A 25,541-nucleotide genomic window follows, 5' to 3' on the forward strand; every position below is an offset into this window, starting at 1 on the left:
TTAGTCAAGCGGCTATTTTTTTCAGATAATATCACGCAGAATGACTATTTTAAAATTTTTGGTTTACTATGCTCCAATAATCACAGGTAAAATCATTGGCCGGCGCTCTGTGCGCTTAAACAGATATTCACCGATTTCTTCCCTGATTCGCGATTTAATGTAAGCCTCATTCACGCTTAATTCTTTTTTACCTTTTGTATCTACAATCTTTTTGATTTGATTTTTGACTTCTTTCAGTAGTTTATCAGATTCTTTCATATAAATAAAGCCGCGAGAGACAATATCTGGTTCGCCAATTAAAGCGCCGTTATCCTTGTTGACAGTGATAATCACCACGAACATTCCATCTTTGGCCATTTGCTGACGGTCGCGCAAGACTACATGGCCAACATCGCCGATACCGAGGCCATCAACTAGGACATAGCCAGAGGGTACTTTATCTTTTAAGATAAGCCCTTTCTGTTCTTGGTCAATATTCAGGATTTGACCGTTCTCCATAATAAAAATATTTCCGCTCGGTATGCCCAGTTCCCGGGCAATCCAAGCATTATTCACGAGCATATGATGTTCTCCGTGGATCGGGACAAAATATTTTGGTTTCAGGAGGGAGAGCATTAGTTTCATATCCTCTTTATGGGCGTGTCCTCCAGTATGAATATCCATAATTTTTTCATAAAATACGCGCGCGCCTAGGCGGAAGAGGTTATCCATCATATTATAGATGGAGCGTTCATTTCCTGGGATGGGAGATGAGGAGAGAATAATGGTATCCCCTTTATGAATTTTAACTTCTCTATGTTCTTGGCGGCTCATTCGGGCGAGGGCGGATGACTCTTGACCTTGACTTCCCGTAGCCACAATTACCACTTTATTATCGGGTAAGTTTTTGGCTTGTTTCAGGCTAATGACTGTATCAGGAGGAATTTTTAAGTAGTTAAGGCGCACAGTAATTTCCACTGCTTTTTCCAGCGACATTCCCGAGAAGGCGAGTTTACGGCCGGTTTGATAAGCAGAGTTTACAGCCTGCTGGATTCGGCTGATCAAAGTAGAAAAAGTGGCCATAATAATGCGTCCTTTAGCGGTTTCAAAGATGCGGTGCAATGTTCTACCAATCTTTTTTTCAGAGATAGAGTGGCCTTCTTTTTCGGCGCTTGTGGAGTCGCACATCGCGACAAGGACACCTCTGCCTCCGAGGAGTGCGATGCGCGAGAAGTCGCTCGGTTTTTCGTCAACAGGCGTGTAGTCAAATTTAAAATCACCAGTCGTCACGCACAGCCCGACGGGGGTGTAGATGGCGATGCCCACACCATCCGGAATATTATGATTGACGCGAAAGAATTCTAATTCAAAATTGCCGATCCGGATATTGTCATTGACCGTGAAGGTATTGAGACGCGCTCTTTTGTCCATTCCAAATTCTGCCAAGCGATCACGGATGAGTTCAATGGTGAGGGGCGTACCATAAAGGTAGGGGTTGCCTAGTTTTTCCAAAAGATAAGGGATTGCCCCAATATGATCTAGATGACCATGCGTAAAAATTATGCCGCGAATTTTATGCTTATTTTTAACAAGGTAAGAGATATCCGGGATCACATAGTCAATGCCGAGCATTTCTTCGTTGGGAAACATTAGCCCCATATCAATCACGATAATATCATTTCCATATTCAAAAACCGTCATATTTTTACCCACCTCTTCCAAGCCGCCTAAAGGAACGATTTTTAGGTTTGAGTCGCGAGGCTCGGAAAGAGGGGGAGACGGGATAGACTTGATAGCGGGTGGAAGTGTGGGTAGGGGTTTGGTAGTAAACTTTGGTTTTTTGTGATGAAGCATGATATAAAGGTCAAAAGTCAAATCTCAAAAGTTAAAAGTATCATTCTGAATTTTTTATTGTAGTTAAGATTTGAGTTTTGATTTTTGAGTTTTGAGTTTATGTTAGTGCTGGGAGGGAGATTTGAACTCCCATGGTATTGCTACCGCTAGCCCCTGAAGCTAGTGCGTCTGCCAAATTTCGCCATCCCAGCATTTTTTGAAAAGGCGCATCACGGCAGCGATTTTCAGACAAGAATCGTGATTTTCTGAAGATCTCGCGCAGTGATAGCAAGAAGAGAGGTTAGAATAAACCCTTGCAATTTGGTTAATCAATAAATTATTATTTTGTTTTTTATTTAAAAGGGGAGGAAAAAACAGTTTTATTCGTCTTGGCGTAAGAGTTGCCTTTTTTGTTCTGTATACCAGTAGGATAGTCCCGCAAAACGTTCGTAAGGGAAGACGACCTTTTCACTTTCAATACCTTTGATTTTTTTATTGACGCCGCAGAGATAGATGGATCTGTAGAGAGGAATAACTGGTATTTCTTGATTTAATATTTGTTCTAATTTTTTGTAATCTTCTTGCTGTAAGATCGGGTCATCGATAGTTTTTAGTTCTTCTAGAATTTTATCCGCTTCTGTGTTTTCAAAAGAAGCTAAGTTTAATCCGGGGTCGCGGATTTGCGAAGAATGCCAAAAGATATAAAGATCAGGATCGTGGACTAACACTTCTCCGTAGATGAGGGCGTCAAAATTACGCGGTCGGATATATTCTTGTTGAATTTTTGCCGTATTATAGGATTCCGTGATCAGTTCAATTCCCACTTGTCTGTAGGCGGTTTTTAGAATTTCCGCGGTTTGGACATATTCCGTCCAATCCGTAGTCACAAGAGTAAAACTTAAACGGTCTTTACCTTTAGCATATATTCCATCCGTCCCTTTTGTCCAGCCCTCTTTTTCTAAAATTTGCTCTGTTTCTTGGGGGTTAAACTCCCGTTTGGTAAGATTTTCTACATCCCTCGGGGCTGAAGCCCTTTCGGGACTGAAGTCTGCCAAGAGAAGGGGGGAGTAGGTTATTTGTCCGGCGTCTGCGATAGCTTCCTCAATAATTTGTTTCTTTGGGGTCGCATATTCTAAGGCTTCGCGAATATACTTCTCTTTAAATAATTTATTGCGGTTTGGATTTAGAAATATAGAATATATATGAGGCAATTCTAGAGAGTAGAGATTTAGAAAGTCGTTATTAGCAAGTTTATTTTTATATCCTTTAGGAATATAGCCCGTTCCATCAATCTGGCGGCTTTGCAGATCTGAAAGTAGAGTATCAAAATCGGGATAGAATTGGAAATTTAGTTTTTCTAGATAGGGCTTCAGACCATAATAATTAGGGTTCGGCTTTAAGGAGTAGGATTCAATGCCGCCTTCTTTGTTTTTTTTAAGTTTGTAAAATTGCCATGGTCCAGAGCCGATTGGTTTTAGATTATATTCAGATAAAGGGGCGTTCGCCGAGGGGATTGTTTCCCAGATATGCATGGGCAGGATGCCAAAGGTGAGCATGGAAAGAAAGGGAGCATAGGGTTCTTTGAGGGTAAACTTAAGTTTTAATGCGTCGATTTTTTCCATTTCTACGCTCAAAAAACTTGAGCGCAGGGGGCTTTTAAAGTCCGGGTCTTGAATTCTGTGAATGGTGAAAATAATATCGTCAGTAGTCAAAGGCTCGCCATCCTGCCAGATGAGGTTAGGCTTTAACGTGAATGTATAGGTCTTTTTATCCTCTGAAATTTCATAATCTCGGGCTAAGTCTGGAACCAATTCCTGTTTGTCATTATAAATCATTAAGCCGGAAAAGATGAGGTAGGCGAGATCCATATCAATGTCGTTGGTTTGGGCCAGAATAGGATTCACGTATTTAGGCTGACCTACTAGCCCCTCGGTATATTGCCCCCCTTGGGCTGGCACTAATTTGGAGTGCTTCAGATAATAGATATCTATCCAAAAGACAACACTGGCAAGAATGATGCCGCTTAAGATAAAGATCACGATCCGCTCCCAAGGTTTCAAGGTGCGGGGGATATTAGCAATCTGTTTTAATTTAGGAATGCGGATTTTCTTTGATTCTTCTTTAGAAAAAAAGGAAGTCCGCAGGGGGCGGATTTGTTTTAGGCCATCCAGGGATTTTTTGAAGAGAGAGGAGGAAGAAAGATTAGAGGATACTTCTTTCTCTTTTTCCCCGATTTTGGACATATTGTTAAATTAATACGTTCACTAACGCTATCGCGCCAAAGGCAATAGCTAAAAATATAGTCGCGCGAAAGACAATTTTTTCCACGCCTCTTTTAGTGCGGTAAAATCCTCCTTCGCCGCCAAAAGCACTGCCTAAACCTGTGCCGCGGGCTTGGACTAAAATCGCCGCCGTGAGCAATATTGCGAGGATAATCTGGACAATTTTTAATATTTGTGACATATTAAAACAAGGTCTTGCTTAAAACAAAAGGTGATTATAGAATACCATTTTAGAGTGGAGGAGTCAATAAGAAGGGAAGCAGGAATAGGGAATAGGGAATTATAAATAATAAATAATTCTTTTATCTCTTTATTTCTAATTCATTTTATTGTTCTTTTTATCCAGTGTTCTTTTAATCACAAAGACACTCTTGCCGGAGATTTTCATTTTCGGCAAGATTTTTCTGTTTCGGTTTTTGATTTTTTGCTGGGCTCTTTTAATTGGGTGGGTCATAGGTATTTGATATTTAGAAGGAGGTATTTTTTATGGGTGGAGCAGGAAGAGTTGATTGTGGTCTGTCTAATAAGGGAGATTCTTATCCGAATTCTCCAATGAACTATTCAGATCCGGTAGAATTTATAGCCACACCATCAAGATTACAAGAGAGGGTTGATGCCTTAGAAGCACAAGTTGCAGAACTTACCGAGTTAGTTAAGAAGCTCCAAAAAGGAGAAAAAGACGAGGAGGCTGACTTATTTGCTCGGACAGAGTTAAGTTGAAAGGAGGATTTTCGCGATATTGCGGCAGATTTAGTTATCTAGAGCCCTTATAACGATTAAGGCTGATGAGAAAATCAGCTTTTTGCCAACATTCAGTTGGCTTTTTTTATTTTTTCCCTTTGTTGGCTCCATAGTGGCGTTAGCCCTATGGAGCCATAATGCAAGCCGTGAAGAGAAAATATGATCAGACTTTATGTGCATTGCGGCTCCATAAGCTCCTCGCTTCGCTCGGGGACTATGGAGCCAACAGAGTCATTAAAGAGCAAGGCAGACAAAGAGACGATGATATCTTCCAAATTATACTTTAACTTTTCAAGACTTAGGTCTGCTCTTCTAATCTCTGGACTTTCAGTCCAGAGTGGTTGGGTTTAACAAATTTTTACTTCTTAATTTATGGTGATAGGCGATCGCAAAGCGGTGAGCTTCGTCGCGAATGCGTTTTAAGAGCATCAGACCCGCGGAAGCCAGAGGAATGCTAATGGGTTCTTTTTGATGGGGAATATAGATTTGTTCTAATTTTTTCGCCAGCGCGCAGAGGGGAATTGTGATTTGGTATTTTTTGAAGACCTGAAGAGCGGCATTGAGTTGAGGTTTGCCGCCATCCACTAAAATTAAATCTGGCAGAGGCCAGCTATCCTTTTGATTAATTCTTTTCAGGCGGCGAGCGAGGATTTCCCGCATCATAGCGACATCATTGGGGGAGTGGATGGTTTTAATTTTAAAGCGGCGGTAGGAATTTTTTTGAGGTTTGCCGTTTTCGAAAACAATAAGAGAACCGCTCGCCTCTTGACCCTGAATATTGGAGATATCATAAGCCTCAATCCTTTGAGGAGGTTTTTTAAGCCTTAAATAGCTCGCAAGTTCAATAAGCGCCTTTTCTATTTTTCTTTTTTGCGTTTTTTCTGTTCTGATGCGCGTTTTTAAATACTCACGGGCGTTTTTTTCTCCCATTTTGATCAGTTTTCTCTTTGGGCCTTTCTGGGGGACAGTGAGTTTTGCTCTAAGGAGAGGCGTTTTTTTCACTGTGGCGGGGAGGATAATCTCTTGAGGTTGATTCTCTTTGTAAAAATAGTATTCACCTATAAATCTTTGCAAAATTTCGTTGTCTGTTTTTTTCATTGTATGCAGAAGGATAAAGTTTTCTTTACCTATGAGATGCCCTTCGCGAATACGGAAAAGATTCACCACGGCCATCTTTTTGCCGCGGGTGACGCTAATCACATCTTGGCTTTTTAAATCGCGGCTTACTACTTTTTGTTTTTCCTGAATTTTTTCTAAGGCTAAAATCCGATCGCGCAGGATAGCCGCGGTTTCAAAATTTTGTTTAGCGCTTTCCTTCCCCATTTTCTTTTTTATTTCTCGGATAATAGGGAGATTATGACCGCGCAAAAAAGAAGTAATCTCGCTAATAATTTTTTGGTATGCTTCTCTCTCTATTTTATTCTCGCAAGGGGCAGGGCAGAGTTTGAGGTGCGAGAAAAGGCAGATGCGATGGGGTAAAATTCGGCAGGAGCGGTAGGGAAAAATTTTGCGCAAGACTTTAAGGGTGGTGCGCGCTTCGTCGCTCGCAGGATAGGGTCCGAAAAGAATACCCTCTTCCTTTTTGGTTTTGCGGTTTTCCCTTTCTATAAAAACGCGAGGGAATTTTTCAGCCGTGATTTTAATGTAAACATAGGATTTGTCGTCCTTGAAGACAATATTATAGCGGGGCCTATATTTTTTGATTAGATTATTTTCCAAAAGCAGGGCTTCCTGCTCGTTGTCCACGACAATATGTTCTAGGCTTTTAGCGCGAGCGAGCATAAGCTTTTTATCAGGCGCAAGGTTCTCTTGATTTCTGAAATAAGAAGCAATCCTTTTTTTAAGGTTTTTGGCTTTACCCACATAGATTACCTTTTGATTCTGATCGCGGAAGATATAGATGCCGGGAGCAGGAGGGAAGTTTTCTTGACTTATTTTGAGGTTCATAGGATAATTGTGAATTGAAATTTGGGCAGTTTGGTTCTTTATTATATTATAGATTTTGATTATTTTTTTGGAAAGGATGGAAAATCTAAAATCTTTTAGAAAGAGAGGGAGAAATGAAAGTGATTAATGAGGATGAATTAGAGAATTGCATAGAGAATATAATTTCGGAAATAGTGGATTTTGAGGATGGGATCGTCTAGAAGCTGTTTGATGTTTTGGGAGTTGGTTCTTTGGAAAGTTTAGGGGGTGAACCAACATTTTTAGACGACTTGGCGAGTGAGGTAGGTGGAATTTTAAGGAAGGGAAAAGCAAGTCTTAGCCAAGATAGAGGTTTAGAAGATATTTTAAAACAAATTGAGGAAAGAATATTGGTAGTTATTGTAGAATTTGTTAACAGTGTTTTAGATGCCGTTGATTTTGACAAAGGCAGAATAAATATTACTTTAAGGTGCCGCAAACCTTCCTCGGTTCTGCATGGAAAGATTAAAGGAATAATTGAAGATTATTTAACAGAAGAAACCAGCAATACTGCGTGATTAGATTCTCGCAGTTTTTTTTATTGGAAGGGAATGGAGTCGCACGGATATTTTCATCTTGCAATATGACTCCACAGCCCCTTTGGGGACTATGGAGCCAACACCCTATTATCAAGTTTTGACCCAAGGGCTTTTTTGGTATATAATTATAAAGTTTAAAAATTTTTAAGTAAGATAATTCAAAACAAAAAATAATGCCGAAGAAAATTATTATCCGCGGGGCGCGGGTGCATAATCTAAAAAATATCAATCTAGAGATTCCACGAGATAAATTAGTGGTTTTTACTGGTTTGTCCGGCTCGGGAAAGTCCTCGCTTGCCTTTGATACGATTTATGCCGAAGGTCAGCGCCGTTATGTGGAGAGTCTATCCGCTTACGCGCGGCAGTTTTTAGGTTTAATGGATAAGCCGGATGTGGATCAAATCGAAGGATTATCACCAGCGATTTCCATTGATCAGAAATCCGCTTCCTCTAATCCGCGGTCTACAGTGGGCACGATTACTGAAATTTACGATTACTTACGTTTGCTATTCAGCCGCGTCGGCAAACCTCATTGCCTTTCCTGTGGCAAGCCGATTACCGCCCAGACAGCGAGCCAGATTACAGACAAGATTCTTGCCCTTCCTCGCGATTCTCGGGTAATTATTTTAGCCCCCTTGGTGCGCGATCGCAAAGGCGAACATAAACGGGAAATGGCAGAGATTCAAAGAGCAGGGTTTGTGCGGGTGCGTTTAGATGGAGTGATATTAGAATTGGAAGAGGCGCTTCAGGGCAATATTAATCCTAAAAAGAAACACACTTTAGAGATTGTGGTGGATCGGCTAGAGATCAGTGGAAACAAAGAAAACAGAGAGCGGGTTGCCGATTCCATAGAGACAGCATTAAATTTAGGCAATAGTTTAATTATTGTGCATAATCTGAACACCAGTGAGGACTTGATGTTTTCAGAAAATTTTGCCTGCCCGGAATGCGGCTTAAGTCTGCCTAGCTTAGAACCGCGCGATTTTTCTTTTAATTCGCCGCACGGCGCCTGCCCGGAATGTACTGGTCTTGGCACTAAGTTAGAGGTTGACCCTCTCTTAGTGATTCCGAATAAAAGGCTTTCTATTTATGAGGGCGCGATTCGGCCCTGGGCAAGGAGCGCTTCGCGCAATGGTTGGTATATTCAGATGTTGGAAGCAGTGGCTTCTTATTACGGTTTTTCCTTGAGCACCCCTGTGGCAGGGCTTAAAAAAAAGGATCTGGAGATTATCCTTTATGGGACTGCCGATACCCGCATTCCTACCGCGTTTAAAAGAGATTATCGTTATTTGCAAGCCGAAATTCCTTTTGAAGGGGTGATCCCTAATTTGGCTCGGAGATATCAGGAGACAGAATCTGATTATGTGCGCCGTGAGATTGAAAAATATATGCGCATTTATCCTTGCCCCACTTGCAATGGTATGCGTCTCAAAAAAGAAATTTTAGGGGTAAAGATTATGGGGCGTTCCATTGTGGATATTGCGCAAAAGGACATTGCTGAAGCCATAACTTTCTTCCAAAATTTAGAAAAGGATTTAAACGCTCGGGATAAAATTATCGCTAAGCAGATTTTAAAAGAGATCCGCGCCCGTCTTTCTTTTTTGCAAAATGTGGGTCTTTCTTATTTAACTTTGGATCGGCCGGCAGCCTCCTTGGCGGGCGGCGAATCCCAAAGAATCAGGCTCGCAACCCAGATCGGTTCTGCTTTAGTCGGCGTGCTTTATATTCTGGATGAACCCTCTATTGGTTTGCATCAAAAAGACAATGTGCGCTTAATTGAAACCTTAAAAAAATTGAGAGATCAGGGTAACACGGTAATTGTAGTGGAACATGATGAAGAAATGATTTTAAACGCCGACTTTATCGTGGATATCGGACCAGGGGCGGGGAGAGAAGGCGGGGCAATCGTCGCTTGTGGAACACCGGCAGAGATTAAAAGGAACAAACGTTCTCTTACGGGTCAATATTTAAGCCGTCATCTGGAGATTCCCTTGCCTCAAAAATATCGTCCTGGAAGCCACAAAAAAATCACCATTTATGGCGCTTCGGCGCATAATTTAAAAGAGATTACCGCGGAGATTCCTTTGGGCAAGCTAGTTTGCGTTACCGGCGTTTCGGGTTCGGGTAAATCCACTTTAATCTGCGATATCTTGGCGCGGTCCTTGGCTCAATATTTTTATCGCGCCCGCACCCTACCGGCTAAACATAAGAAGATCACGGGTTTTTCATATCTGGACAAAGTGATCAGTATTGATCAATCACCGATTGGCCGCACTCCGCGTTCCAACCCGGCGACTTATACTGGCGCATTCACCCACATCCGTGATCTTTATGCGGCAACTCAGGAGGCCAAAATTCGAGGTTATCGCGCGGGTCGTTTTAGTTTTAATGTGAAAGGAGGTCGGTGCGAGGCCTGCCGGGGTGAGGGTTTAGTCAGGATTGAAATGCAGTTTCTGCCGGATGTGTATGTGGAATGCGAAGAATGTAATGGCACCCGTTACAACAAAGAAGCCCTGGAGATTTATTACAAAGATAAAAATATCGCTGATGTTTTAAAAATGACCGTGGCAGAAGCTTTGCAGTTTTTCCGCAATGTGCCAGCGATATATCAAAAATTAATAGTTTTATGCGATGTGGGTTTGGATTATATTCAGTTAGGTCAACCTGCACCTACTCTTTCTGGCGGCGAAGCGCAAAGAGTGAAACTCGCTAGCGAACTCGCGCGGCGCGCTACAGGGAAGACCCTGTATATTTTAGATGAACCGACCACGGGTTTGCATTTTCACGATGTGGGAAGGCTGTTGGCGGTTTTAAACCAACTGGTGGATAAAGGCAATACGGTTTTGGTGATTGAGCATAACTTAGATGTCATCAAATCCGCGGATTGGATTATTGATTTGGGACCGGATGGCGGGGAGGCGGGCGGCTATCTTGTAGCGGCAGGCACGCCGCGCCAAGTCGCCAAAGTGAAAGCAAGTTATACGGGACAGTTCTTGAAGAAATACTTTCAATAATTTTTAATTTTTAATTCTGAATTTTAAATCAAATCCAAATTTTAAATTCTTAATTTTAAAACTTTTTTTTCTTCGTTTTAAACTTTAAAATTCAAGCATTTAAAATTGATTTAAAATTAAAAATTTATAATTTAAAATTTTATTTAAGGATGAAAGCTGGTATTCAAAAAAATATCTTATACACTCTCACCTTTTTTGATTTGATTGGCAAACCTTTGACCATTTTTGAGTGTTGGCAATATCTTTTTAATGTCTTTCCCTTGAAATCCGGAGCAAGCATTATAGAGATAGAGAGTATTCTTCGGAAACATCCGAAGGTAGCAAATTTTCGTGGTTTTTATTTTTTGAAAGGCCATAGAGGGTTAGTGGACAGAAGGCGGAGAGAACATAATTTTTCTCAAGTTAAATGGAAGAGAGCGCGCCGCGCCGCCCGTCTTTTGTCTTATGTGCCCTTTGTGAGGATGGTCGCGGTCTGTAATACCGTGGCTTTTGATACAGCCGGAAAAGGAAGTGATATTGATTTTTTAATTTTAGTCCAGAACGGAAAAATGTGGACTACCCGCTTTGCGGTTACTTTTCTCGTCTCCTTTCTGGGCCTTAGAAGACATCATCGCAAAATCGCTGACCGCATTTGCCTGTCTTTTTATTTAGCGGACAATTGTTTGGATTTAAGAAGAGTGGCTTTAAGGAAAGAAAATGGCGCGATTAATGATCCTTATTTAGTTTATTGGACGAGTAAGGTGAGTCCTGTTTACGATGAAGGGAGGGGAAAATCTTTTTTATTACAAAACAATTGGATGCGTAAATATCTTCCAAACTATATTCCTTATTCGGGAGTAGGGAGGCGCGTTATTCAAAATAATCTTCCAAAAAAGATTTGGAAAAAAAGCATAGAATGGTTATTGTGTTCAATTTTTGGCAATTTAGGCGAAGATATTTTAAAGAAATTACAACTCGCTAAAATGTCACACAATACCAAAAGCGTGGCGCGCGAACAAAATACGAAAGTGATTATTTCGGATCAAATCCTGAAATTTCACGAACGGGATTTAAGGGGGTTTTATCAAGAGGGGCTTGACAAGAAATTTAATTTTGCTAAAATAATTTAGCACTCTTGACAGGAGTCTGCTAATTCTCTATAATTAATTATTATTAGAAATTAAATCCAATAAATCAAAAAATTATGATCATCCAACCTTTAGACGACAAAGTGGTGATTAAACCATTAGATGAAGAAGAAAAAACCAAAGGCGGCATTGTTTTACCTGATACCGCGGAGAAAGAAAAACCCGAAAAAGGAAAAGTGGTAGCTGTTGGTCCGGGCAAAATTTCGGATAATGGCGCGAGATCTCCGATGATGGTTAAGAAAGGGGATGTGGTTTTATTTACTAAATACAGCCCGAATGAAATCAAGATTGACGGCAAAGAGGTTTTAATTGTTTCTGAATCTGACATTTTAGCAATCCTTAAATAATTTTAAAACTTGTAACTAATAAACTTGTAAATCAGAGGAACATAAAATTTGAGCTATAAGTTGTGAGTTACATGTTACACGAATATGGCGAAACAAATTAAGTTCGACGAAAAAGCGCGCCAAGCCTTAAAGCGCGGCGTGGACAAATTGGCTGATGCTGTCAAAGTGACGTTAGGACCCAAAGGGCGTAATGTAGTTTTAGATAAAGGCTTCGGGGCGCCGACGATTACTAATGACGGCGTAACGATTGCCAAAGAGATTGAATTACCCGATAAATTGGAAAATATCGGCGCCGAACTAGTAAAACAAGTAGCCGAGAAAACCAATGATGCGGCTGGCGATGGCACGACTACAGCTACCTTGCTGGCGAAAAGTATGATACATGCTGGGATTAAGAATATCACCTCGGGTGCAAACCCCATCGCCGTTAGGCGCGGTTTAGAAAAAGGAGTAGAGGGAGTAGTTGCGGCTTTAAAAAAATCATCCAAGCCGATTAAATCCAAGGGTGAAATCGCGCAGGTCGCCACGATCTCGGCGCAAGACCCGCGGGTCGGAGAACTTATTTCAGATATTATGGAAGAGGTCGGCAAGGATGGCGTCATTACCGTGGAAGAATCGCAGACCTTTGGTTTGCAAAAAGAGGTCGTGGAAGGGATGCAGTTTGACAAGGGTTATGTTTCTCCCTATATGGTTACTGATGCGGACAAGATGGAAGCGATTTTTGAAAATCCCTACATTTTAATTACAGACAAGAAGGTAGCCGCGGTTAATGAAATTTTACCCCTTTTAGAAAAATTGGCTCAGACCGGCAAGAAAGAATTAGTGGTGATTGCCGAGGAGATTGAAGGCGAAGCCTTAGCCACCTTCGTGGTCAATAAATTGCGCGGCACTTTCAATGCTTTGGCGGTGAAAGCTCCTGGTTTTGGGGATAACCGCAAAGAGTTGCTTCAGGACATCGCCGTTTTGACTAACGCGAAGGTGATCTCCGAAGATTTAGGTTTGAAATTGGAAAATACCCAAGTTGCGGATTTAGGTCAGGCGCGCAAAGTAATCGCGACCAAAGAAAATACCACCATTGTTGAAGGTAAAGGCAAACCTCAAATGATTAAAGAGAGAATTGCGCAGATTAAGCTAGAGATTGAGCGTGCGGATTCGGATTATGATCGTGATAAATTGCAAGAACGTTTAGCGCGTCTTTCCGGCGGCGTAGGCATTATTAAAGTGGGCGCCGCTACGGAAACAGAGCTGGAAGAGAAAAAACATCGGGTGGAGGATGCCGTAGAGGCAACCAAAGCCGCCATTGAAGAAGGAATTGTGGTCGGTGGTGGCGTCGCCTTGATTCGTACGATGCCTATTTTAGCTAATTTAATAAAGAAGATGAAAGGCGATGAAAAGACCGGCGCGAGAATCCTTTACAAGGCATTAAGCGAACCATTAAAACAGATTGCTTATAACGCGGGCAAAGAAGGCGCGGTAATTGTGGAAAGCGTGAAGAAGGAAAAAGGCAATTTTGGCTACAATGCGGAAACAAATAAATTTGAGGATTTAATTCAAGCGGGTATTGTTGATCCGACTAAAGTTACCCGGAGCGCTTTGCAGAATGCCGCCTCTATTGCCGGAATGTTCTTGACTATTGAAGCGGTAGTCACTGATCTTCCTGAAAAGGAAGAAAAAGGACCCGCAATGCCCCAAGGCGGAATGGATATGTAAAAAATCAAAGTTTTTAGATAAAAAGAGACCCTTCTTAAAAGGGTCTCTTTTGTTTTTATGGTTTTATTGCGGTAGAGACAGGTTTTAAACTTGTCTCTACAAGGTGCAGGAATTTGTACTAAAAGTTTGACAGAAATAAATTTTTATGTTAGATTGAAGTGTCGAAAAAAATCAAATCTTTTCGGCTCAGCTTTGAACTGATGGTTCTTAAGACTTATAAATATTCAATTTTTCTGTTAAGGAGGTAAAAATAATGTTGAAAAGATTCTTTCTGTACGTAGCGTTAAGACCGGTATATACTTTCGTATTGTTCACATTATGTTTATTTGTCGCCAGTTTGGTGCCCTTATTTTGTAATGGTTGGTTATATTTAAAAGTGGCATGGATCGTGATAGCAGTATTGATAATGGTGTTATTGGTACTTTATTTGGCGGTGAGTTACAAACATATTACCAAAACAAGCAGGAAACAGAGGCGCAATGGTTATAAGATAATCAAGATTGAGAAGGGAAATATCGGGATCAGAGAAAAGGATGTCATGCGGGGAGATGCGTTATGGGGAAAAGAGAATACTTACGTTTTTAAATTTCCCGTCATAGGTGACAATAATATTACCTACTTTGAACTGGAACACGATGTCCCTGGGATCAAGCTTCCCATTGATGTTGTGATTGAGATTTCCGAGACAGGGATTAATTATCGGGAAGTCCGTGAGAAGGTCCTGAAAGCCGGCTTCAAGAGTATTGAGGAATGGTATAGAAGTTTAGTAATAAGCGCCTTTAAAGACAATCCGAATATTTCTAAAGCTTTGGAAGCATTTCAGAGCGATGGAGACACAAAGAAGTTGAGAAAAGCGATGGTTGATTGTTTAATTATGCCTGAAGGATTAGAATGCTTTAAAAAAACATGGATTGTTTTCTTTAGTGATCCCCAATTGAAAAGATGAAGTAAGCGCATAGCAGATTATCAAGGAGGAGAAAGATGAAAAAGGGTGAAAAGATATGCTGCTCTATTATTGCAATATTGGTGGTGGCTCTTATTATATTAGCGGTTTCAATCTTTATTGAATCCCATAAACTCCACCCAGCGGGACCTATTGCGTTTAATGATGATGGTGATCCGATAGCGATGGATGAACATCAGAATGTCTTAATTTTGAACGCGGACGGATCGCATAGAAAGTGGTTAAAGTTGAAATATGATCATTTTTTCAATCCGATGGATATGGTTTGTAGCAATATGTGGAAGCTATATCTATTAGATAACCAGATAATATTGGGATTCAACTACATTATTAGAAATAAGGAACTGTTGATACAAGGACAATATACAGATGAATTTGGTTGGCGGGAAGAACCTTATGTCGCAAAAGGGGGAATGAAAAGAGGCGGGGACTTTCTCTTTGTGGTCAGTGTTAAAAGACCTAGAGTGGAGATTTACAGATTCTCTGGATCCCAGATAGATGGAGAGAAGGTAATTTTCGTGGATACGGAGGGAGACCCTTTATCCCTTGATGTTAGTTCAAAGGGAGATTTATATGTTTTAACACAGCAATATTCTCCAGATAATCATCTAACATATCAGATAGAAAAGTTTGTCTGGGATGAGAGATTATTTTCTTATGAATATGGTGGTCAGTGGGGAGTGAAGCATTACGGTCTGGAATATTCTCATATAGCCATTGATAAATTAAGAGATTGGCTATATATTGCATATGATAATGGAGACATTCATAAATTTTCCCTCAATGAACCATTATCAGGTTCAATGTTAGATTTTGAAAAGGGGCATTCTATGCTCAATCTCGTTACCAATGAACACGGATATTTGTTCGCTGTCTATAGAGACAGGGTTATAGAGATTGATCCATCGGGTAAAGTAGTTACCCAATGGAAATAATTGTCCTTGCTCGCATATTTATGCGGGCTTTTTTTATTGGCTTCTACTGGTTTAAATTCAGACTTGAACAGTAAGATGATCTTCTGTGCAGAGACAGGTTTTAAACCTGTCTCTGCTGCTCTTTTATTTTTTCCTTATTTGCGTTAAAATAAAGAGAAATTTTGGAAACAAAATGCGAGATGAAATTTTTGTTATTATTCCCGCTTATAACGAAGCCGCTCGGATCGGGGCGGTTTTGGAGGGAGCGGAAAAGTATTGCCGCAATATTATCGTGGTGGATGACGGATCGGATGATGAGACTTCGGAGGTCGCAAAGCGGCATAAAATTATTGTTTTACGCCATAAAGTGAATTTAGGCAAAGGCGCGGCGCTCAAAACTGGCTCAAAGGCGGCTTTAAAATTGGGAGCGAAGATATTAGTTTTTATGGACGCAGATGGTCAGCATCAGGCAGAGGATATACCGCATTTCATTCAAGGCATTAAAGAGGGTTATGATTTAGTGATTGGGATGCGGCGTTTCAATCGGAGAATGCCATTTTCAATGTTGGTGGGCAACAAGATTTTTTCTAGACTCATTTATTACCTTTACAATTTTAATTTGCCTGATACTCAATGCGGTTTTCGTGCTCTTCGCGCTTCGGTCTATTTTAAAATTCAGTGGATGGCTCAAGGGTATGAGGTGGAAACAGAGATGCTGCTTAGCGCTTTGCGAAAAAAATTGCGTTGCGCCGCTATTCCGATTCAAGCCATTTACTATGATATTTATAAGGGAACGACAATAGTGGATGGGATAAAAATATTAATGAAAATTTTAGAGCAGAGGATATCTTTAAAAAATTTCTAATTTTTAATTTTCAATTTCTATTAAATTTTTAATTAATCAATTTTTAAATACTTATTTTAAAAGGAAGTTTAGAAATTAAATCATTAGAAATTTAATAAAAATTAGAAATTAGAAATTAAAAATTAACTTATGACTTCTTTTCTAGGTATTCAAATCTTAGGTGTTTTCTTCGGCGTTTTTATGGCTTATTTTAGTTTTATTTATTTTAAACGCCGTGAATTTTCGCTGGGGGTTTTGATTTTTTGGGAAGTTTTGTGGCTCGCTTTGATTTTTGTTTCTATTTTTCCCCATTCCACGAATTTTTTTCTCCAAGGCTTGGGCTTAATCAGGGCAATGGATTTATTTATGGTACTTGGTTTTATTATTGCTTTTGGTTTGCTTTTTTATAATTATGTGGTCGTGCAAAGGTTGAGGAAGAAAATGGAAAAGGTGGTGAGAAAGGAAGCGCTAAAGAGCGTAAAGCGTAAAGCGTAAAATGCAAAATAATATTAATAAAAGCAGTAGAGACACAAAATTTTACATTTCTACTATTTTTTGTTTTTTCTGTACCATTGAATAAATTTTTGTATCCCTTCCTCAATATTGGTTTTGGGATCAAAATGCAATAGTTTTTTAGCTTTGGTAATGTCGGCCCAGGTTTTAAGAAGATCGCCCGGCTGGGGCGGTAATTTTTTTATCTTTGCTTTCTTATTTAAATATTTTTCAAGTAGCTTAACTAGGGTTATGAGAGGGGTAGTTTGAGAATTGCCAAGATTATAGATTTCAAAGCCGCGGTGGTATTTAATAGTATTCATAATACCCTGGACAATGTCATCAACATAGGTGTAATCTCTTTGCGATTTGCCATGGGCATAGAGAGGAAGGGTTTCAAAGAGACTAATTAATCCAGTAAATTGGTGTATTGCCATATCTGGTCTTTGCCTCGGACCATAGACCGTAAAAAAACGCAAGACAGCAATATTGATTTTATAAAGTTGATGATAAGTATAGCATAAGAGCTCCCCTGCCTTTTTGCTCGCTCCATAAGGCGAAAGGGGATGGTCGGTCATGTCTTTTTCAGAGAAAGGCACCTTGGCATTTGCGCCGTAGACCGAGGAGGAAGAGGCAAAAATAAAATTTTTGATTTTATGGAGACGCGCTTGTTCTAGAAGGTTTAAAGTGCCGTTGACATTTACTTCCAGATATTCCGCGGGGTTTTTTATAGAAGGACGGACTCCCACTTTAGCGGCAAGATGGATAATGAAATCAAAATGATGTTGCGTAAAAATTTTTTTCAAGGGATTTTGGTCACGAATGTCGCCGCGGATCAGGGTGTAGCGCGGATTTTTTAACGCAGTTGTGATGTTTGTTTTTTTGATATTTGAATTATAGAAAGGATCAAAATTATCCAAGCTTAAGACTTGGTGTTTTTGTTGCAATAATTTTTCCACTAAATGCGAGCCGATAAACCCGGCACCACCTGTTACTAATATTTTTTGGGGCATAATTATAAAAAGTTAAGTTATTCGATTACTAAAATGCATTACAAGGATAGTGAAAGGTGGTGCGGGGTAAACCCCGCGCCGCCTGTGATGAGGATATTCATAATATTTTTAGATCCCTATTTTAGAGCATTGCCCAATGAGGGTTTAATTGTTATATTCTAAATATGAGTCCAAAACAGAGAATTTACAATTTTTTGCGCTGGTCGGAAAAATATACCCGAACCGATATGGTTTACCTTGCTCGCGGCGGATTCTGGCTGACAGCGGAGCAGGTCATTACTTCCCTTGCGGGAATCTTGCTCGCTGTTGCCTTTGCCAACCTTTTACCCAAAGAAACATATGGGGTTTACAGGTATGTTTTATCTTTAGTGGGTATTTTATCTGTTTTCAGCCTGTCCGGTATGAACACAGCGATCGTGCGGGCTGTAGCGCGGGGATATGAAGGTGTGCTGGCGCCTGCTTTCAAAACGCGTTTGCGCTGGGGAGCCGCGGGGGGAATTTTAAGTTTAGGTTTGGCTGGCTTTTATTTTTTAAACAATAACCTTACTTTGGTTTTTTGTTTCTTGGTCGCCGCCGCCTTTTTACCATTTATGGATTCCCTGACTGTTTATGAATCATTTTTTGAAGGGAAAAAACTTTTCAAAACGCGGGCCCTTTATAATATCTCTATTCGTATCGTCGCGACGCTGGCTTCGGTCGCGACTTTGGTTCTGACCCAAAACCTTTTTTTTATCCTTCTTGTCTATTTTTGCCTCTACACCTTTCTGCGTTTAATTTGCTTTTGGATGACTATTCGGAAATCATCCTTTAAGCCAAAACAAGATCTTGAGACTATCTCTTATGGCAAGCATTTAAGCCTGATGAATGCGATCGGAGTGGTGAGCAGCCAGTTGGATAAAATTCTTCTCTGGCATTTTTTAGGCCCTGTGTCATTAGCCTCCTACGCTTTAGCCACTACTCCTTGCGAACACATTGGCAACCTGTTTAAAAATCTTGCTCCTTTATCCTTGCCCAAATTCAGCGAGCAGTCTCTGGGGGCAATTAAAGCCAAGCTGTTTAAAAAAACTGCCAAACTTTTCCTTGCCGTTATTCCTCTTATGGGTCTTTATGTAATTTTAGCTCCCTGGATCTACAAACTTTTTTTTCCTATTTATTTAGAGGCCGTTTCTTATTCTCAATTTTACACGGTGGCGATTCTGCTAATGATTCCCCAAGTGCCCTTGGGCGCTGTTTTGGCGGCGCATATGAGGAAGAAAGAGCTTTATATTATAAAATTTACCTCTCCTTTGGTGCGCATTGTTTTAGTTCTGATTTTGGTTCCTCTATATGGAATTTGGGGAGCAATCATCACCGCCATACTTATTCAAGTGATTAATTTTGCCCTCTTATTATTTTTTTTAAGAAGGATGCAATAGTTTATTTAATCAATTGCCAAACGCGTTGCGCGGCTTGCCCATCGTTTTTAAAAGTATAATTTTTAACAAATTTTTGTCGATTGTTTTTTAACTCCAGTTGTGTTTTTGAGTTATCTAAAATATTTTTAATGCTCTCTTCAAGCTCTCTAGAGTTTTCCACGCTTAAAGCCGCTTTGGATCGCACGATGGGCAGTTCTGGATCATGATCCAGATTCATAATAATAATGTTTTTATCCAAGAGAGCGGCTTCAATATGAACAGTGGAGTGAACGGTGATTAGCAAATCGCAAATTTGAATTAGACTTAATGTGTCTTCATCTTTTAAAAATAGGATATTTTTCGGAGTTAACTTTTTTTCCTGAAGGATGGAAGCGTAGAAGGGGATTGTTTCTTCGGGGGCGGGATGGAGTTTAATTATGAAAAATGTTTGAGGCAGGGCTCCGGAGGCTTGGAGGATACTTTCAAAAACCGCCCTTTTTTTATTTTCGGAAAAATTTTGCGTGGCATAGAGGATGAGCTTCTTCTTTGGATTAATGTCATGGCGCTTGCAGAACGCAAGATGGTTGAACTGAAATTGAGGCGCTTTCAGCCTGTCAAAGCCGGGAAAGCCGGTAATCTTTATTTTATTTTCTGGCACGCCGCGGCGTAGAAAATAGTTTTTACTTTCCTCGCCCCACACGGCGATTTTATCCGCAGCAAGCGGAAGGTAAGCGATCCGGTAGTATTCTTTGTCTAGGGTAACCCCATGTTGGACCACTAAAGTAAAGATATTATTTTTTTGGGCTATGAGGGTAATCGTTTTGGCGAGAGGCCAAACATCTTGCGGGAGAACAACTGTTTTCAGATCTTTTCTTCGCTTGAAATATTTTTCCGCCGCTTCTATATGAAATAAAGAGGAGAGCCCGGATTTTTTCCATAGATTTCCTAAACTGTTGTTTTTTGAGCCTAAATTTATGCCACGGTAGCTTAGTATGGGATGACTTTTAATTTTTTTCCGCCAAGTTTTCTCCAGCCAAACCAATTTTTTAAGGAAGAAGAGAGGCTCGATATTAAGGTCGGAATGCAAAGTAGAGTAAATAATATTCTGCTTTTGGAGATAGCTATCTATTTTAGGGTCTCCGGTCGTGATGATTTCAAATGCCCCCCCTTTTTTTCTAGCGGCAATCTCTCGGACTGGTTCCAGAATTTTGAATCCTTTATCGTAAAAGAATAATATTTCCGGAGAAGATTTTTGTTTTTTTCCGGATTTTATTTTTTGGATGAGTTTTTCTAAATAAGATGCAAGATAAACCAGCCGGCCGCGATAATAAAGTAGTTTCAGAATTTTATTCCATCCAGAAGACAGGGAAGATAATGCGTAAAATTTGGTTTGGGCGTTACCCCTTTTTTTGATTAACTGAACTATCTCTTTGTCGGAAAAGAAGATGACCTCATCTAATTTATTCCGCCTAACCAAGCTTAAAATCATCTCTATCTTCTCCAGGGTTTTTTTAAAATAAAAAAAGATGGGGACTTGTAAAATTTTTCCCAAGGAAATATCTTCGTAGAGAGTCGGGTCTTGACCATCTTGGAGAAACCAATTCGTAGAAGATTGATATGCTGAATGGTCAATTTCATCAATGGCTTTCTCGGACAAATATTTTTCGGGCAAGACCAGAGAGCGGAGATTTTGGTTGGTAAAGTGCTTCCGGAGGGAAAAATCATACAAGCAGATGAGAACATCATTTTCAGGAGATAATCTCCGAGCGATTTTTAAAGACTTTCTGATTTCGCCTTCCATCTCCACAATAAGAGCAATTTTTTTCCGTTTTTGCGGGGTTGTTTTTTTTAATGCTATGATGAAATGTCGCGCGCGCGCTGAGCCGATGATTTTTAGGATCAGCCCCCTAGTAAGTTTCAAAACCGATTTTTTAGCCGCGACAGTCAGCAAATATTGCGTTTTTGAGTAGCGGACACGGCGCAGAATTTTTTTGTAATCGTCTTTTTCGCTAGGGGTATAGAAATTTTTTGATGGTTCAGCCTTTCGCGCCAGCACTCTCCAGCCTCTTTGCGCGTTAGCCGCGCTGATAATCTTGAATCCCGCTTTGGTGAGGATCATCTTGAGGGTGGCAGGGGAAAATAAATAGAGATGCGCGCTCGCGAAAAAACTGGAGTATAAAACTTTTATTTTCGGCCTGCGGATGTCAGGCACTTCTATAAATAGATAGCCATTATCGCTTAATTTTTTTCCGGCGATTGACAAGAAATCAATCGGGTCGGAAATATGTTCCAGGACGTGAGAGATGACAATGAGGTCAAATTTGATTTCAGGGAAGGTTGTTCTTTTAAAAAAACCCGTTTTCACATTTAATCCATATTCTTTTCTGCTATACTCGGCAAAGGACAGAGAAGGCTCTACGCCAAAGGCGTCCCATTGTCTTTTTTGAAACATATTTAACAAAACGCCGGCGGAGCTTCCGATATCCAATACTTTGCGCTTTTTAGTTTTAGGCAGGTGATGCTCTATCCATTGTATTTTTTCTCGCGCGTCAGGATAAATAATTCTGAAATATTTTTCCGAAGGAGCGTCTACCCTGAACTTGCGGGAGTAGATTGCAGCGAGTGTTTTAGCATTTAAAGGCGGATTTTGAAAGACCAAGCCGCATTTTTTGCAGACCACCATTCTAATTTGATGTCTGCAGGAGCTTACTCTTTGGACAAATTGGTCATTGCGGTGCGTTAATAAAATCTGAAAATTTTTGGAGCCGCAGATAATACACTTTTTTGCTTGCTCGGGATTATAGCTCATATTGTTCAGTCTGTTTTGTTTCTTTTAATTCCTGTAAAATTTTTTCTGCCAGCCACAAATCAAATTCATTATGGATGTCTATAAAAGGCGCCGCGGGGTCATTAATAATGATTGCGATTTTATCCCCGATTCTCCTGCCCTGCTTAATGAAACGCGCTCTCGTAGCGCAGGCGAGGCCTGTGTCCTCTCGGTATAATGATTCTCGTTTTTGTCTTGGTCCGCCATACGGAATATCAGAAGCCAAGCGCGCCCATCCTCTACCCTGCTTTCTCCAAAAATTTTTATGGGTGGGCGTGGCTATAAAAGCCGAATCCGTTTTTTTGTTTTCGAGCAACTCTTTGACTACTTCTTCAATTAGTCCCTTTTTTCTGAATTGATCCGTGGCTTGCAGAAAAACTAAGATGTCAGCTTGATAATGCTCGTTTTTTTCCAACCATTCCACGGCGTGTTTTAAAACCGGTTCGGTGGGCGTGGAAGCGCCTGCCAATCTTTTTGGTCTTTTAAAAGGCGTTTCCGCCCCGTATTTTTTGGCGATTTTAGCGATTTCACTATCATCAGTGGAGACAATTACTCTATTTACAAGATGGCAGTTTTTAGCCGCTTCTATCGCATAAGCGATGAGGGGTTTCCCGCCTAATAGGCGTATATTTTTGCGAGGCAACCCCATAGATTGTCCGCGGGCGGGAATGAGGGCAATAATATTTTGGGGTTTTAATTTTGGCTCTGTCATAAATTTAATTGTCTTTAAACTACTTTTTTATCCAAAGCTTGGGCGATTTTTTTCACCTTCTTTAATAAGGCGCAAAATTGCTTCAGACTCACGGTTTGATTTGGGTCGCTTTTAGACTCTCTGGGTTCGGGATGGATTTCAACCATCATTCCATCCGCCCCTGAAGCAGTTGCGGCGGCGGTTAAAGAGGGAATAAACTCTCTTACTCCGCAACTGTGGCTTACGTCTAAAATAATAGGCAGTTTACTAATTCTCTTGATCGCGGGAACAATGGTGATATCTAATAACCAACGCGCGTTAGGATCATGAGTGTAAGGCGCAGTAACACCGCGTTCGCATAAAACCAAGTCTTGGCAGCCATAGTATAAGAGCCATTCTGCCGCGCCTAAAAAATCTCGGAGGCTCGCACCAGGATGTCTTTTTAAAAGCACGGGTTTGCGGGTTTTGCCGATAGTGGCTAATAAATCGTAATTCTGCATATTGCGGGCTCCCACTTGAAAGACATCAATATATTGTTTAGCCAGCGGGATCTCGCTAATGGCCATCACCTCGGAAACACTAATTAAGTCATATTGATGAGCGATGTCTTGGATAATTTTTAACCCTTTTTTACCTAAACCCGGAGGAGAGTAAGGAAAAGTCGCTGGTTTGTACGCGCCCGCGCGGATCAATTTCAAATGATTTTCGCGCAGCGTTTGAGCCACGGCAGTCATCTGCTTTTTTGATTCCACTCTGCAAGGTCCAGCGATAACCATAAAATCGTTGGGGTTTAAGTCCCACCCCTTTTTTCCCATGCGAAACCGTCCGGGAGCGGAGGCAACCCGCTTTAAATTGTTTTTCAGGTCGTGTTTATTAATATCTTTCATAGAAGCTTCAGATTCAGCTTTTTTACTCCAGTAAAAAGGTCTCTTTAAGGGTGCATTCTCGGCAGGCATTTATTTTACAGAGTTTTTTTTGATGATGCAATCGGCGAATCCGATTTAATTTTTCTCCTTTCCAAAAAGATCGCACGGTTTCATTTTTAATTTCTCCTAAAACGTTTTTTAGAAACCAGTCCCGACAGCACATCACTATTTTTCCGTCCCAAGTAATCACCATCCTTTGCCATATTTGAGGGCAGGGCAATCGGTTTAACTTTTTTTTAGCAGAAGATAAACTTTGGTTCTTTTCTCCTCTTTTTGTGCAGTCTTGAGTGGTGACGGAATCCACAAGGGGCTTCCACATTTTAATTAAGCAATCAAGTTCCGCGAGATTAGAATTCATTTTCACCATCTGAATCCTAACCAATGGTTTTTTTAATCCCTTGCTGTTTCTCTTTGCGATAAAATTTTTAACATTACGGTTAAACTTGGCGAAGCTAGCTCCCCGCCTTATTTTTTCATATGTTTCTTTCGTGGCTCCGTCGCACGAGAAGATAATTTTATCCAAACCGGCGCTAATTAAGGCTTCTGATTTTTGAGGGGTCAAGAGCTGGCCATTAGTGTTGATCATAACTTCCTGAATGCCTTTTTGCTTGGCATATTTAATCATTGCAGGGAGATCTGGATGTAAGAGAGGTTCGCCTCGCCAATTAAATTTTATCGCGGAGAGGCCATTTTCAGCCCCTTCATTGATTATTCTTTTAACTAGTTTAAGATTGATAAAACCTAAATTTTTCTGATGGAATGCTATCATTTTAGGATTATCAAAACCGTGCGGACACATTACGCATCTTAAGTTGCAGAGGTTCGTGACCTCAATATCAAGGTTAATTGGAAAACGCGTGATTAATTTTAATTTGGGAGCGAGATGCCATTTCAACCGGTAAAGCCAAAATCTAAAATTCGGCTCGGTGGCGAGTTTAGCTTTCCATCTTTCCCAGATACTACCGGTTTCTTTAAAAGCTGATTTTTGGGAATTTTTTAACATCAAAGCAATAATTATTACTTCAAGGCGTAAATATAGAAACTATCTCCCATTCGCAAGAGATCAATTAATTTAACTAGCGGTTTGATGGTAAGGCACAGAAGCTTGTTTTTTCTAAAATTCTTGCGCCACCTTTTTTTCTCTTTCAGCCAATTTTGGAAGCTGCCCAGGATACCGGCAGTGCTGCTTCCATATTTCATTTTTTGGATTGCAAATCCGTGCTTTCGCAGTATCAGTTTTAGAGTAGCGGGGGCGTAGTGGTACAAATGCCTCGGGAGATCAAGATTAAACCAGTAGGATTGGAAAGTCTTAGCGGCTAAACTTTGAATGTTAGGTAGGTAAATTTGCAAAAGCCCGTCAGTTTTTAGGATTCTATGTATTTCTTTCAAGACGGCGTTGGGGTGAGGCAGATGTTCAAAGGTATGGTTCAACACTATAACATCAAAGAAGTCCGCGGGGTAGAGAGCAGAGAGCAGATCGCCGGTCAAAATATTCAAACCCAATCCTCTCGCTTTTTGGCTGGCGAGAGGAGATAATTCCACGCCGTAGCATTGCCAGCCTGAATTTTTAAGACGCTTTAGAAATTGGCCAGAGCCGCAACCGATATCCAAAATTTTACCCCTTTGCGGATGGCGCGGGGGCGCGCCTTTGATTTTGGAAAAGGGTTCTTGACGCAATCTCAAATACTTTTTCATTTTTCGTTTCCAGTTTGAGCCTTTTTCCATAAAGTCTTTGCTGTTTTGATGGGCGGCATATTCTGGGGGATAAAAAAGATCTATTTCCTCGCGGGTGGGCTGGGGATTAATATAAACGAGTCCGCATTTTTCGCATCGGACAAGTTTAAATTTTCCGGGCAAGCCGTAAATAAAATCTTTACTCACGAAGAGGTTGAAAGTTTGATTGGAGCCGCATAGAGCGCATTTTATAAACTGCATAATT

21 protein-coding genes and 1 tRNA gene are annotated in these 25,541 nt (G+C 40.6%); 11 read left to right on the top strand and 11 right to left on the bottom strand.

Going from position 1 to position 25,541, the window contains the following annotated elements; genetic code table 11:
• Positions 1–66: 66 nt before the first annotated feature.
• From PHW01_02980 to secG, 4 genes are all read right to left on the bottom strand, one after another.
• The gene (locus PHW01_02980) at positions 67–1,833 is read right to left on the bottom strand and encodes a ribonuclease J (protein ID MDD5626942.1); all 1,767 of its coding nucleotides are present in this window, start codon (positions 1,831–1,833) and stop codon (positions 67–69) included.
• Between the two features lie 106 nt (positions 1,834–1,939).
• Positions 1,940–2,024 (bottom strand) — tRNA-Leu (locus PHW01_02985).
• 168 nt (positions 2,025–2,192) lie between these two features.
• Entirely contained in the window at positions 2,193–4,055 is a 1,863-nt protein-coding gene (locus PHW01_02990) for a peptide ABC transporter substrate-binding protein (GenBank protein ID MDD5626943.1), read from the bottom strand.
• Between the two features lie 4 nt (positions 4,056–4,059).
• Positions 4,060–4,275, bottom strand: coding sequence for a preprotein translocase subunit SecG (gene secG / locus PHW01_02995; GenBank protein ID MDD5626944.1), 216 nt, complete (start codon positions 4,273–4,275; stop codon positions 4,060–4,062).
• 305 nt (positions 4,276–4,580) lie between these two features.
• On the opposite strand from secG, the gene PHW01_03000 reads away from it, so the two are divergent.
• Entirely contained in the window at positions 4,581–4,814 is a 234-nt protein-coding gene (locus tag PHW01_03000) for a hypothetical protein (GenBank protein ID MDD5626945.1), read from the top strand.
• A 348-nt stretch (positions 4,815–5,162) separates the two neighbouring features.
• On the opposite strand, the gene uvrC is transcribed toward PHW01_03000, so the two are convergent.
• Positions 5,163–6,782 (bottom strand): excinuclease ABC subunit UvrC, encoded by a 1,620-nt coding sequence (gene uvrC / locus PHW01_03005; protein ID MDD5626946.1) that lies wholly within the window; start codon positions 6,780–6,782, stop codon positions 5,163–5,165.
• 230 nt (positions 6,783–7,012) lie between these two features.
• Here uvrC and PHW01_03010 point away from each other — a divergent pair, with 230 nt between their 5' ends.
• The 9 genes from PHW01_03010 (at position 7,013) to PHW01_03050 (ending at position 16,754) form a co-directional block, all read left to right on the top strand.
• A complete protein-coding gene (locus PHW01_03010; GenBank protein MDD5626947.1) occupies positions 7,013–7,318 on the top strand; it encodes a hypothetical protein in 306 nt (101 codons plus the stop codon).
• A gap of 191 nt (positions 7,319–7,509) precedes the next feature.
• The gene (gene uvrA / locus PHW01_03015) at positions 7,510–10,353 is read left to right on the top strand and encodes an excinuclease ABC subunit UvrA (GenBank protein MDD5626948.1); all 2,844 of its coding nucleotides are present in this window, start codon (positions 7,510–7,512) and stop codon (positions 10,351–10,353) included.
• Positions 10,354–10,502: 149 nt separating this feature from the next.
• Positions 10,503–11,462 (top strand): hypothetical protein, encoded by a 960-nt coding sequence (locus PHW01_03020; GenBank protein ID MDD5626949.1) that lies wholly within the window; start codon positions 10,503–10,505, stop codon positions 11,460–11,462.
• Between the two features lie 74 nt (positions 11,463–11,536).
• Positions 11,537–11,827 (top strand): co-chaperone GroES, encoded by a 291-nt coding sequence (groES, locus tag PHW01_03025; protein MDD5626950.1) that lies wholly within the window; start codon positions 11,537–11,539, stop codon positions 11,825–11,827.
• Positions 11,828–11,911: 84 nt separating this feature from the next.
• Complete coding sequence (groL, locus tag PHW01_03030) at positions 11,912–13,537, top strand: chaperonin GroEL (protein MDD5626951.1); 1,626 nt, start codon at positions 11,912–11,914, stop codon at positions 13,535–13,537.
• A 406-nt stretch (positions 13,538–13,943) separates the two neighbouring features.
• Positions 13,944–14,483, top strand: coding sequence for a hypothetical protein (locus PHW01_03035; protein ID MDD5626952.1), 540 nt, complete (start codon positions 13,944–13,946; stop codon positions 14,481–14,483).
• 35 nt (positions 14,484–14,518) lie between these two features.
• A complete protein-coding gene (locus tag PHW01_03040; protein ID MDD5626953.1) occupies positions 14,519–15,436 on the top strand; it encodes a hypothetical protein in 918 nt (305 codons plus the stop codon).
• Between the two features lie 172 nt (positions 15,437–15,608).
• Complete coding sequence (locus PHW01_03045; protein ID MDD5626954.1) at positions 15,609–16,280, top strand: glycosyltransferase family 2 protein; 672 nt, start codon at positions 15,609–15,611, stop codon at positions 16,278–16,280.
• A gap of 129 nt (positions 16,281–16,409) precedes the next feature.
• A complete protein-coding gene (locus PHW01_03050; protein ID MDD5626955.1) occupies positions 16,410–16,754 on the top strand; it encodes a DUF2304 family protein in 345 nt (114 codons plus the stop codon).
• A 53-nt stretch (positions 16,755–16,807) separates the two neighbouring features.
• Here PHW01_03050 and PHW01_03055 read toward each other — a convergent pair whose 3' ends face one another.
• Positions 16,808–17,764 (bottom strand): GDP-mannose 4,6-dehydratase, encoded by a 957-nt coding sequence (locus PHW01_03055; protein MDD5626956.1) that lies wholly within the window; start codon positions 17,762–17,764, stop codon positions 16,808–16,810.
• A gap of 164 nt (positions 17,765–17,928) precedes the next feature.
• Between PHW01_03055 and PHW01_03060 the strand changes: the two genes are divergently transcribed.
• Positions 17,929–19,179 carry an oligosaccharide flippase family protein gene (locus PHW01_03060; protein ID MDD5626957.1) on the top strand — a complete coding sequence of 417 codons (1,251 nt, stop codon included), beginning with the start codon at positions 17,929–17,931 and terminating at the stop codon, positions 19,177–19,179.
• A 1-nt stretch (position 19,180) separates the two neighbouring features.
• On the opposite strand, the gene PHW01_03065 is transcribed toward PHW01_03060, so the two are convergent.
• The 5 genes from PHW01_03065 to PHW01_03085 are packed head-to-tail and all read right to left on the bottom strand — an operon-like array spanning position 19,181 to position 25,537.
• On the bottom strand, positions 19,181–21,967 hold the full coding sequence (locus tag PHW01_03065; protein ID MDD5626958.1) for a methyltransferase domain-containing protein: 2,787 nt from the start codon (positions 21,965–21,967) through the stop codon (positions 19,181–19,183).
• The gene (locus PHW01_03070) at positions 21,957–22,697 is read right to left on the bottom strand and encodes an acylneuraminate cytidylyltransferase family protein (GenBank protein MDD5626959.1); all 741 of its coding nucleotides are present in this window, start codon (positions 22,695–22,697) and stop codon (positions 21,957–21,959) included. Before PHW01_03070 ends, PHW01_03065 begins: the two co-directional genes overlap by 11 nt.
• Before the next feature lie 14 nt (positions 22,698–22,711).
• On the bottom strand, positions 22,712–23,563 hold the full coding sequence (locus tag PHW01_03075) for an N-acetylneuraminate synthase family protein (GenBank protein ID MDD5626960.1): 852 nt from the start codon (positions 23,561–23,563) through the stop codon (positions 22,712–22,714).
• A gap of 22 nt (positions 23,564–23,585) precedes the next feature.
• On the bottom strand, positions 23,586–24,605 hold the full coding sequence (locus PHW01_03080) for a radical SAM protein (protein ID MDD5626961.1): 1,020 nt from the start codon (positions 24,603–24,605) through the stop codon (positions 23,586–23,588).
• A gap of 14 nt (positions 24,606–24,619) precedes the next feature.
• A complete protein-coding gene (locus PHW01_03085) occupies positions 24,620–25,537 on the bottom strand; it encodes a class I SAM-dependent methyltransferase (GenBank protein ID MDD5626962.1) in 918 nt (305 codons plus the stop codon).
• Between the last annotated feature and the right edge of the window lie 4 nt (positions 25,538–25,541).

This window comes from Patescibacteria group bacterium (genome assembly GCA_028717685.1).
Taxonomy (GTDB): Bacteria; Patescibacteriota; JAQUNI01; order JAQUNI01; family JAQUNI01; genus JAQUNI01.

Excerpts from the sequence above, each read along its gene's own strand:
- PHW01_02980 (MDD5626942.1), bottom strand. The coding sequence starts at position 1,833 with ATGCTTCATCACAAAAAACCAAAGTTTACTACCAAACCCCTACCCACA.
- PHW01_03040 (MDD5626953.1), top strand. The coding sequence starts at position 14,519 with ATGAAAAAGGGTGAAAAGATATGCTGCTCTATTATTGCAATATTGGTG.
- groL (MDD5626951.1), top strand. The coding sequence starts at position 11,912 with ATGGCGAAACAAATTAAGTTCGACGAAAAAGCGCGCCAAGCCTTAAAG.
- PHW01_02990 (MDD5626943.1), bottom strand. The coding sequence starts at position 4,055 with ATGTCCAAAATCGGGGAAAAAGAGAAAGAAGTATCCTCTAATCTTTCT.
- PHW01_03050 (MDD5626955.1), top strand. The coding sequence starts at position 16,410 with ATGACTTCTTTTCTAGGTATTCAAATCTTAGGTGTTTTCTTCGGCGTT.
- groES (MDD5626950.1), top strand. The coding sequence starts at position 11,537 with ATGATCATCCAACCTTTAGACGACAAAGTGGTGATTAAACCATTAGAT.
- PHW01_03080 (MDD5626961.1), bottom strand. The coding sequence starts at position 24,605 with ATGTTAAAAAATTCCCAAAAATCAGCTTTTAAAGAAACCGGTAGTATC.
- secG (MDD5626944.1), bottom strand. The coding sequence starts at position 4,275 with ATGTCACAAATATTAAAAATTGTCCAGATTATCCTCGCAATATTGCTC.
- PHW01_03045 (MDD5626954.1), top strand. The coding sequence starts at position 15,609 with ATGCGAGATGAAATTTTTGTTATTATTCCCGCTTATAACGAAGCCGCT.
- PHW01_03065 (MDD5626958.1), bottom strand. The coding sequence starts at position 21,967 with ATGAGCTATAATCCCGAGCAAGCAAAAAAGTGTATTATCTGCGGCTCC.
- PHW01_03085 (MDD5626962.1), bottom strand. The coding sequence starts at position 25,537 with ATGCAGTTTATAAAATGCGCTCTATGCGGCTCCAATCAAACTTTCAAC.
- PHW01_03055 (MDD5626956.1), bottom strand. The coding sequence starts at position 17,764 with ATGCCCCAAAAAATATTAGTAACAGGTGGTGCCGGGTTTATCGGCTCG.
- PHW01_03070 (MDD5626959.1), bottom strand. The coding sequence starts at position 22,697 with ATGACAGAGCCAAAATTAAAACCCCAAAATATTATTGCCCTCATTCCC.
- PHW01_03075 (MDD5626960.1), bottom strand. The coding sequence starts at position 23,563 with ATGAAAGATATTAATAAACACGACCTGAAAAACAATTTAAAGCGGGTT.
- PHW01_03000 (MDD5626945.1), top strand. The coding sequence starts at position 4,581 with ATGGGTGGAGCAGGAAGAGTTGATTGTGGTCTGTCTAATAAGGGAGAT.
- PHW01_03060 (MDD5626957.1), top strand. The coding sequence starts at position 17,929 with ATGAGTCCAAAACAGAGAATTTACAATTTTTTGCGCTGGTCGGAAAAA.
- PHW01_03035 (MDD5626952.1), top strand. The coding sequence starts at position 13,944 with ATGGTGTTATTGGTACTTTATTTGGCGGTGAGTTACAAACATATTACC.
- PHW01_03020 (MDD5626949.1), top strand. The coding sequence starts at position 10,503 with ATGAAAGCTGGTATTCAAAAAAATATCTTATACACTCTCACCTTTTTT.
- uvrC (MDD5626946.1), bottom strand. The coding sequence starts at position 6,782 with ATGAACCTCAAAATAAGTCAAGAAAACTTCCCTCCTGCTCCCGGCATC.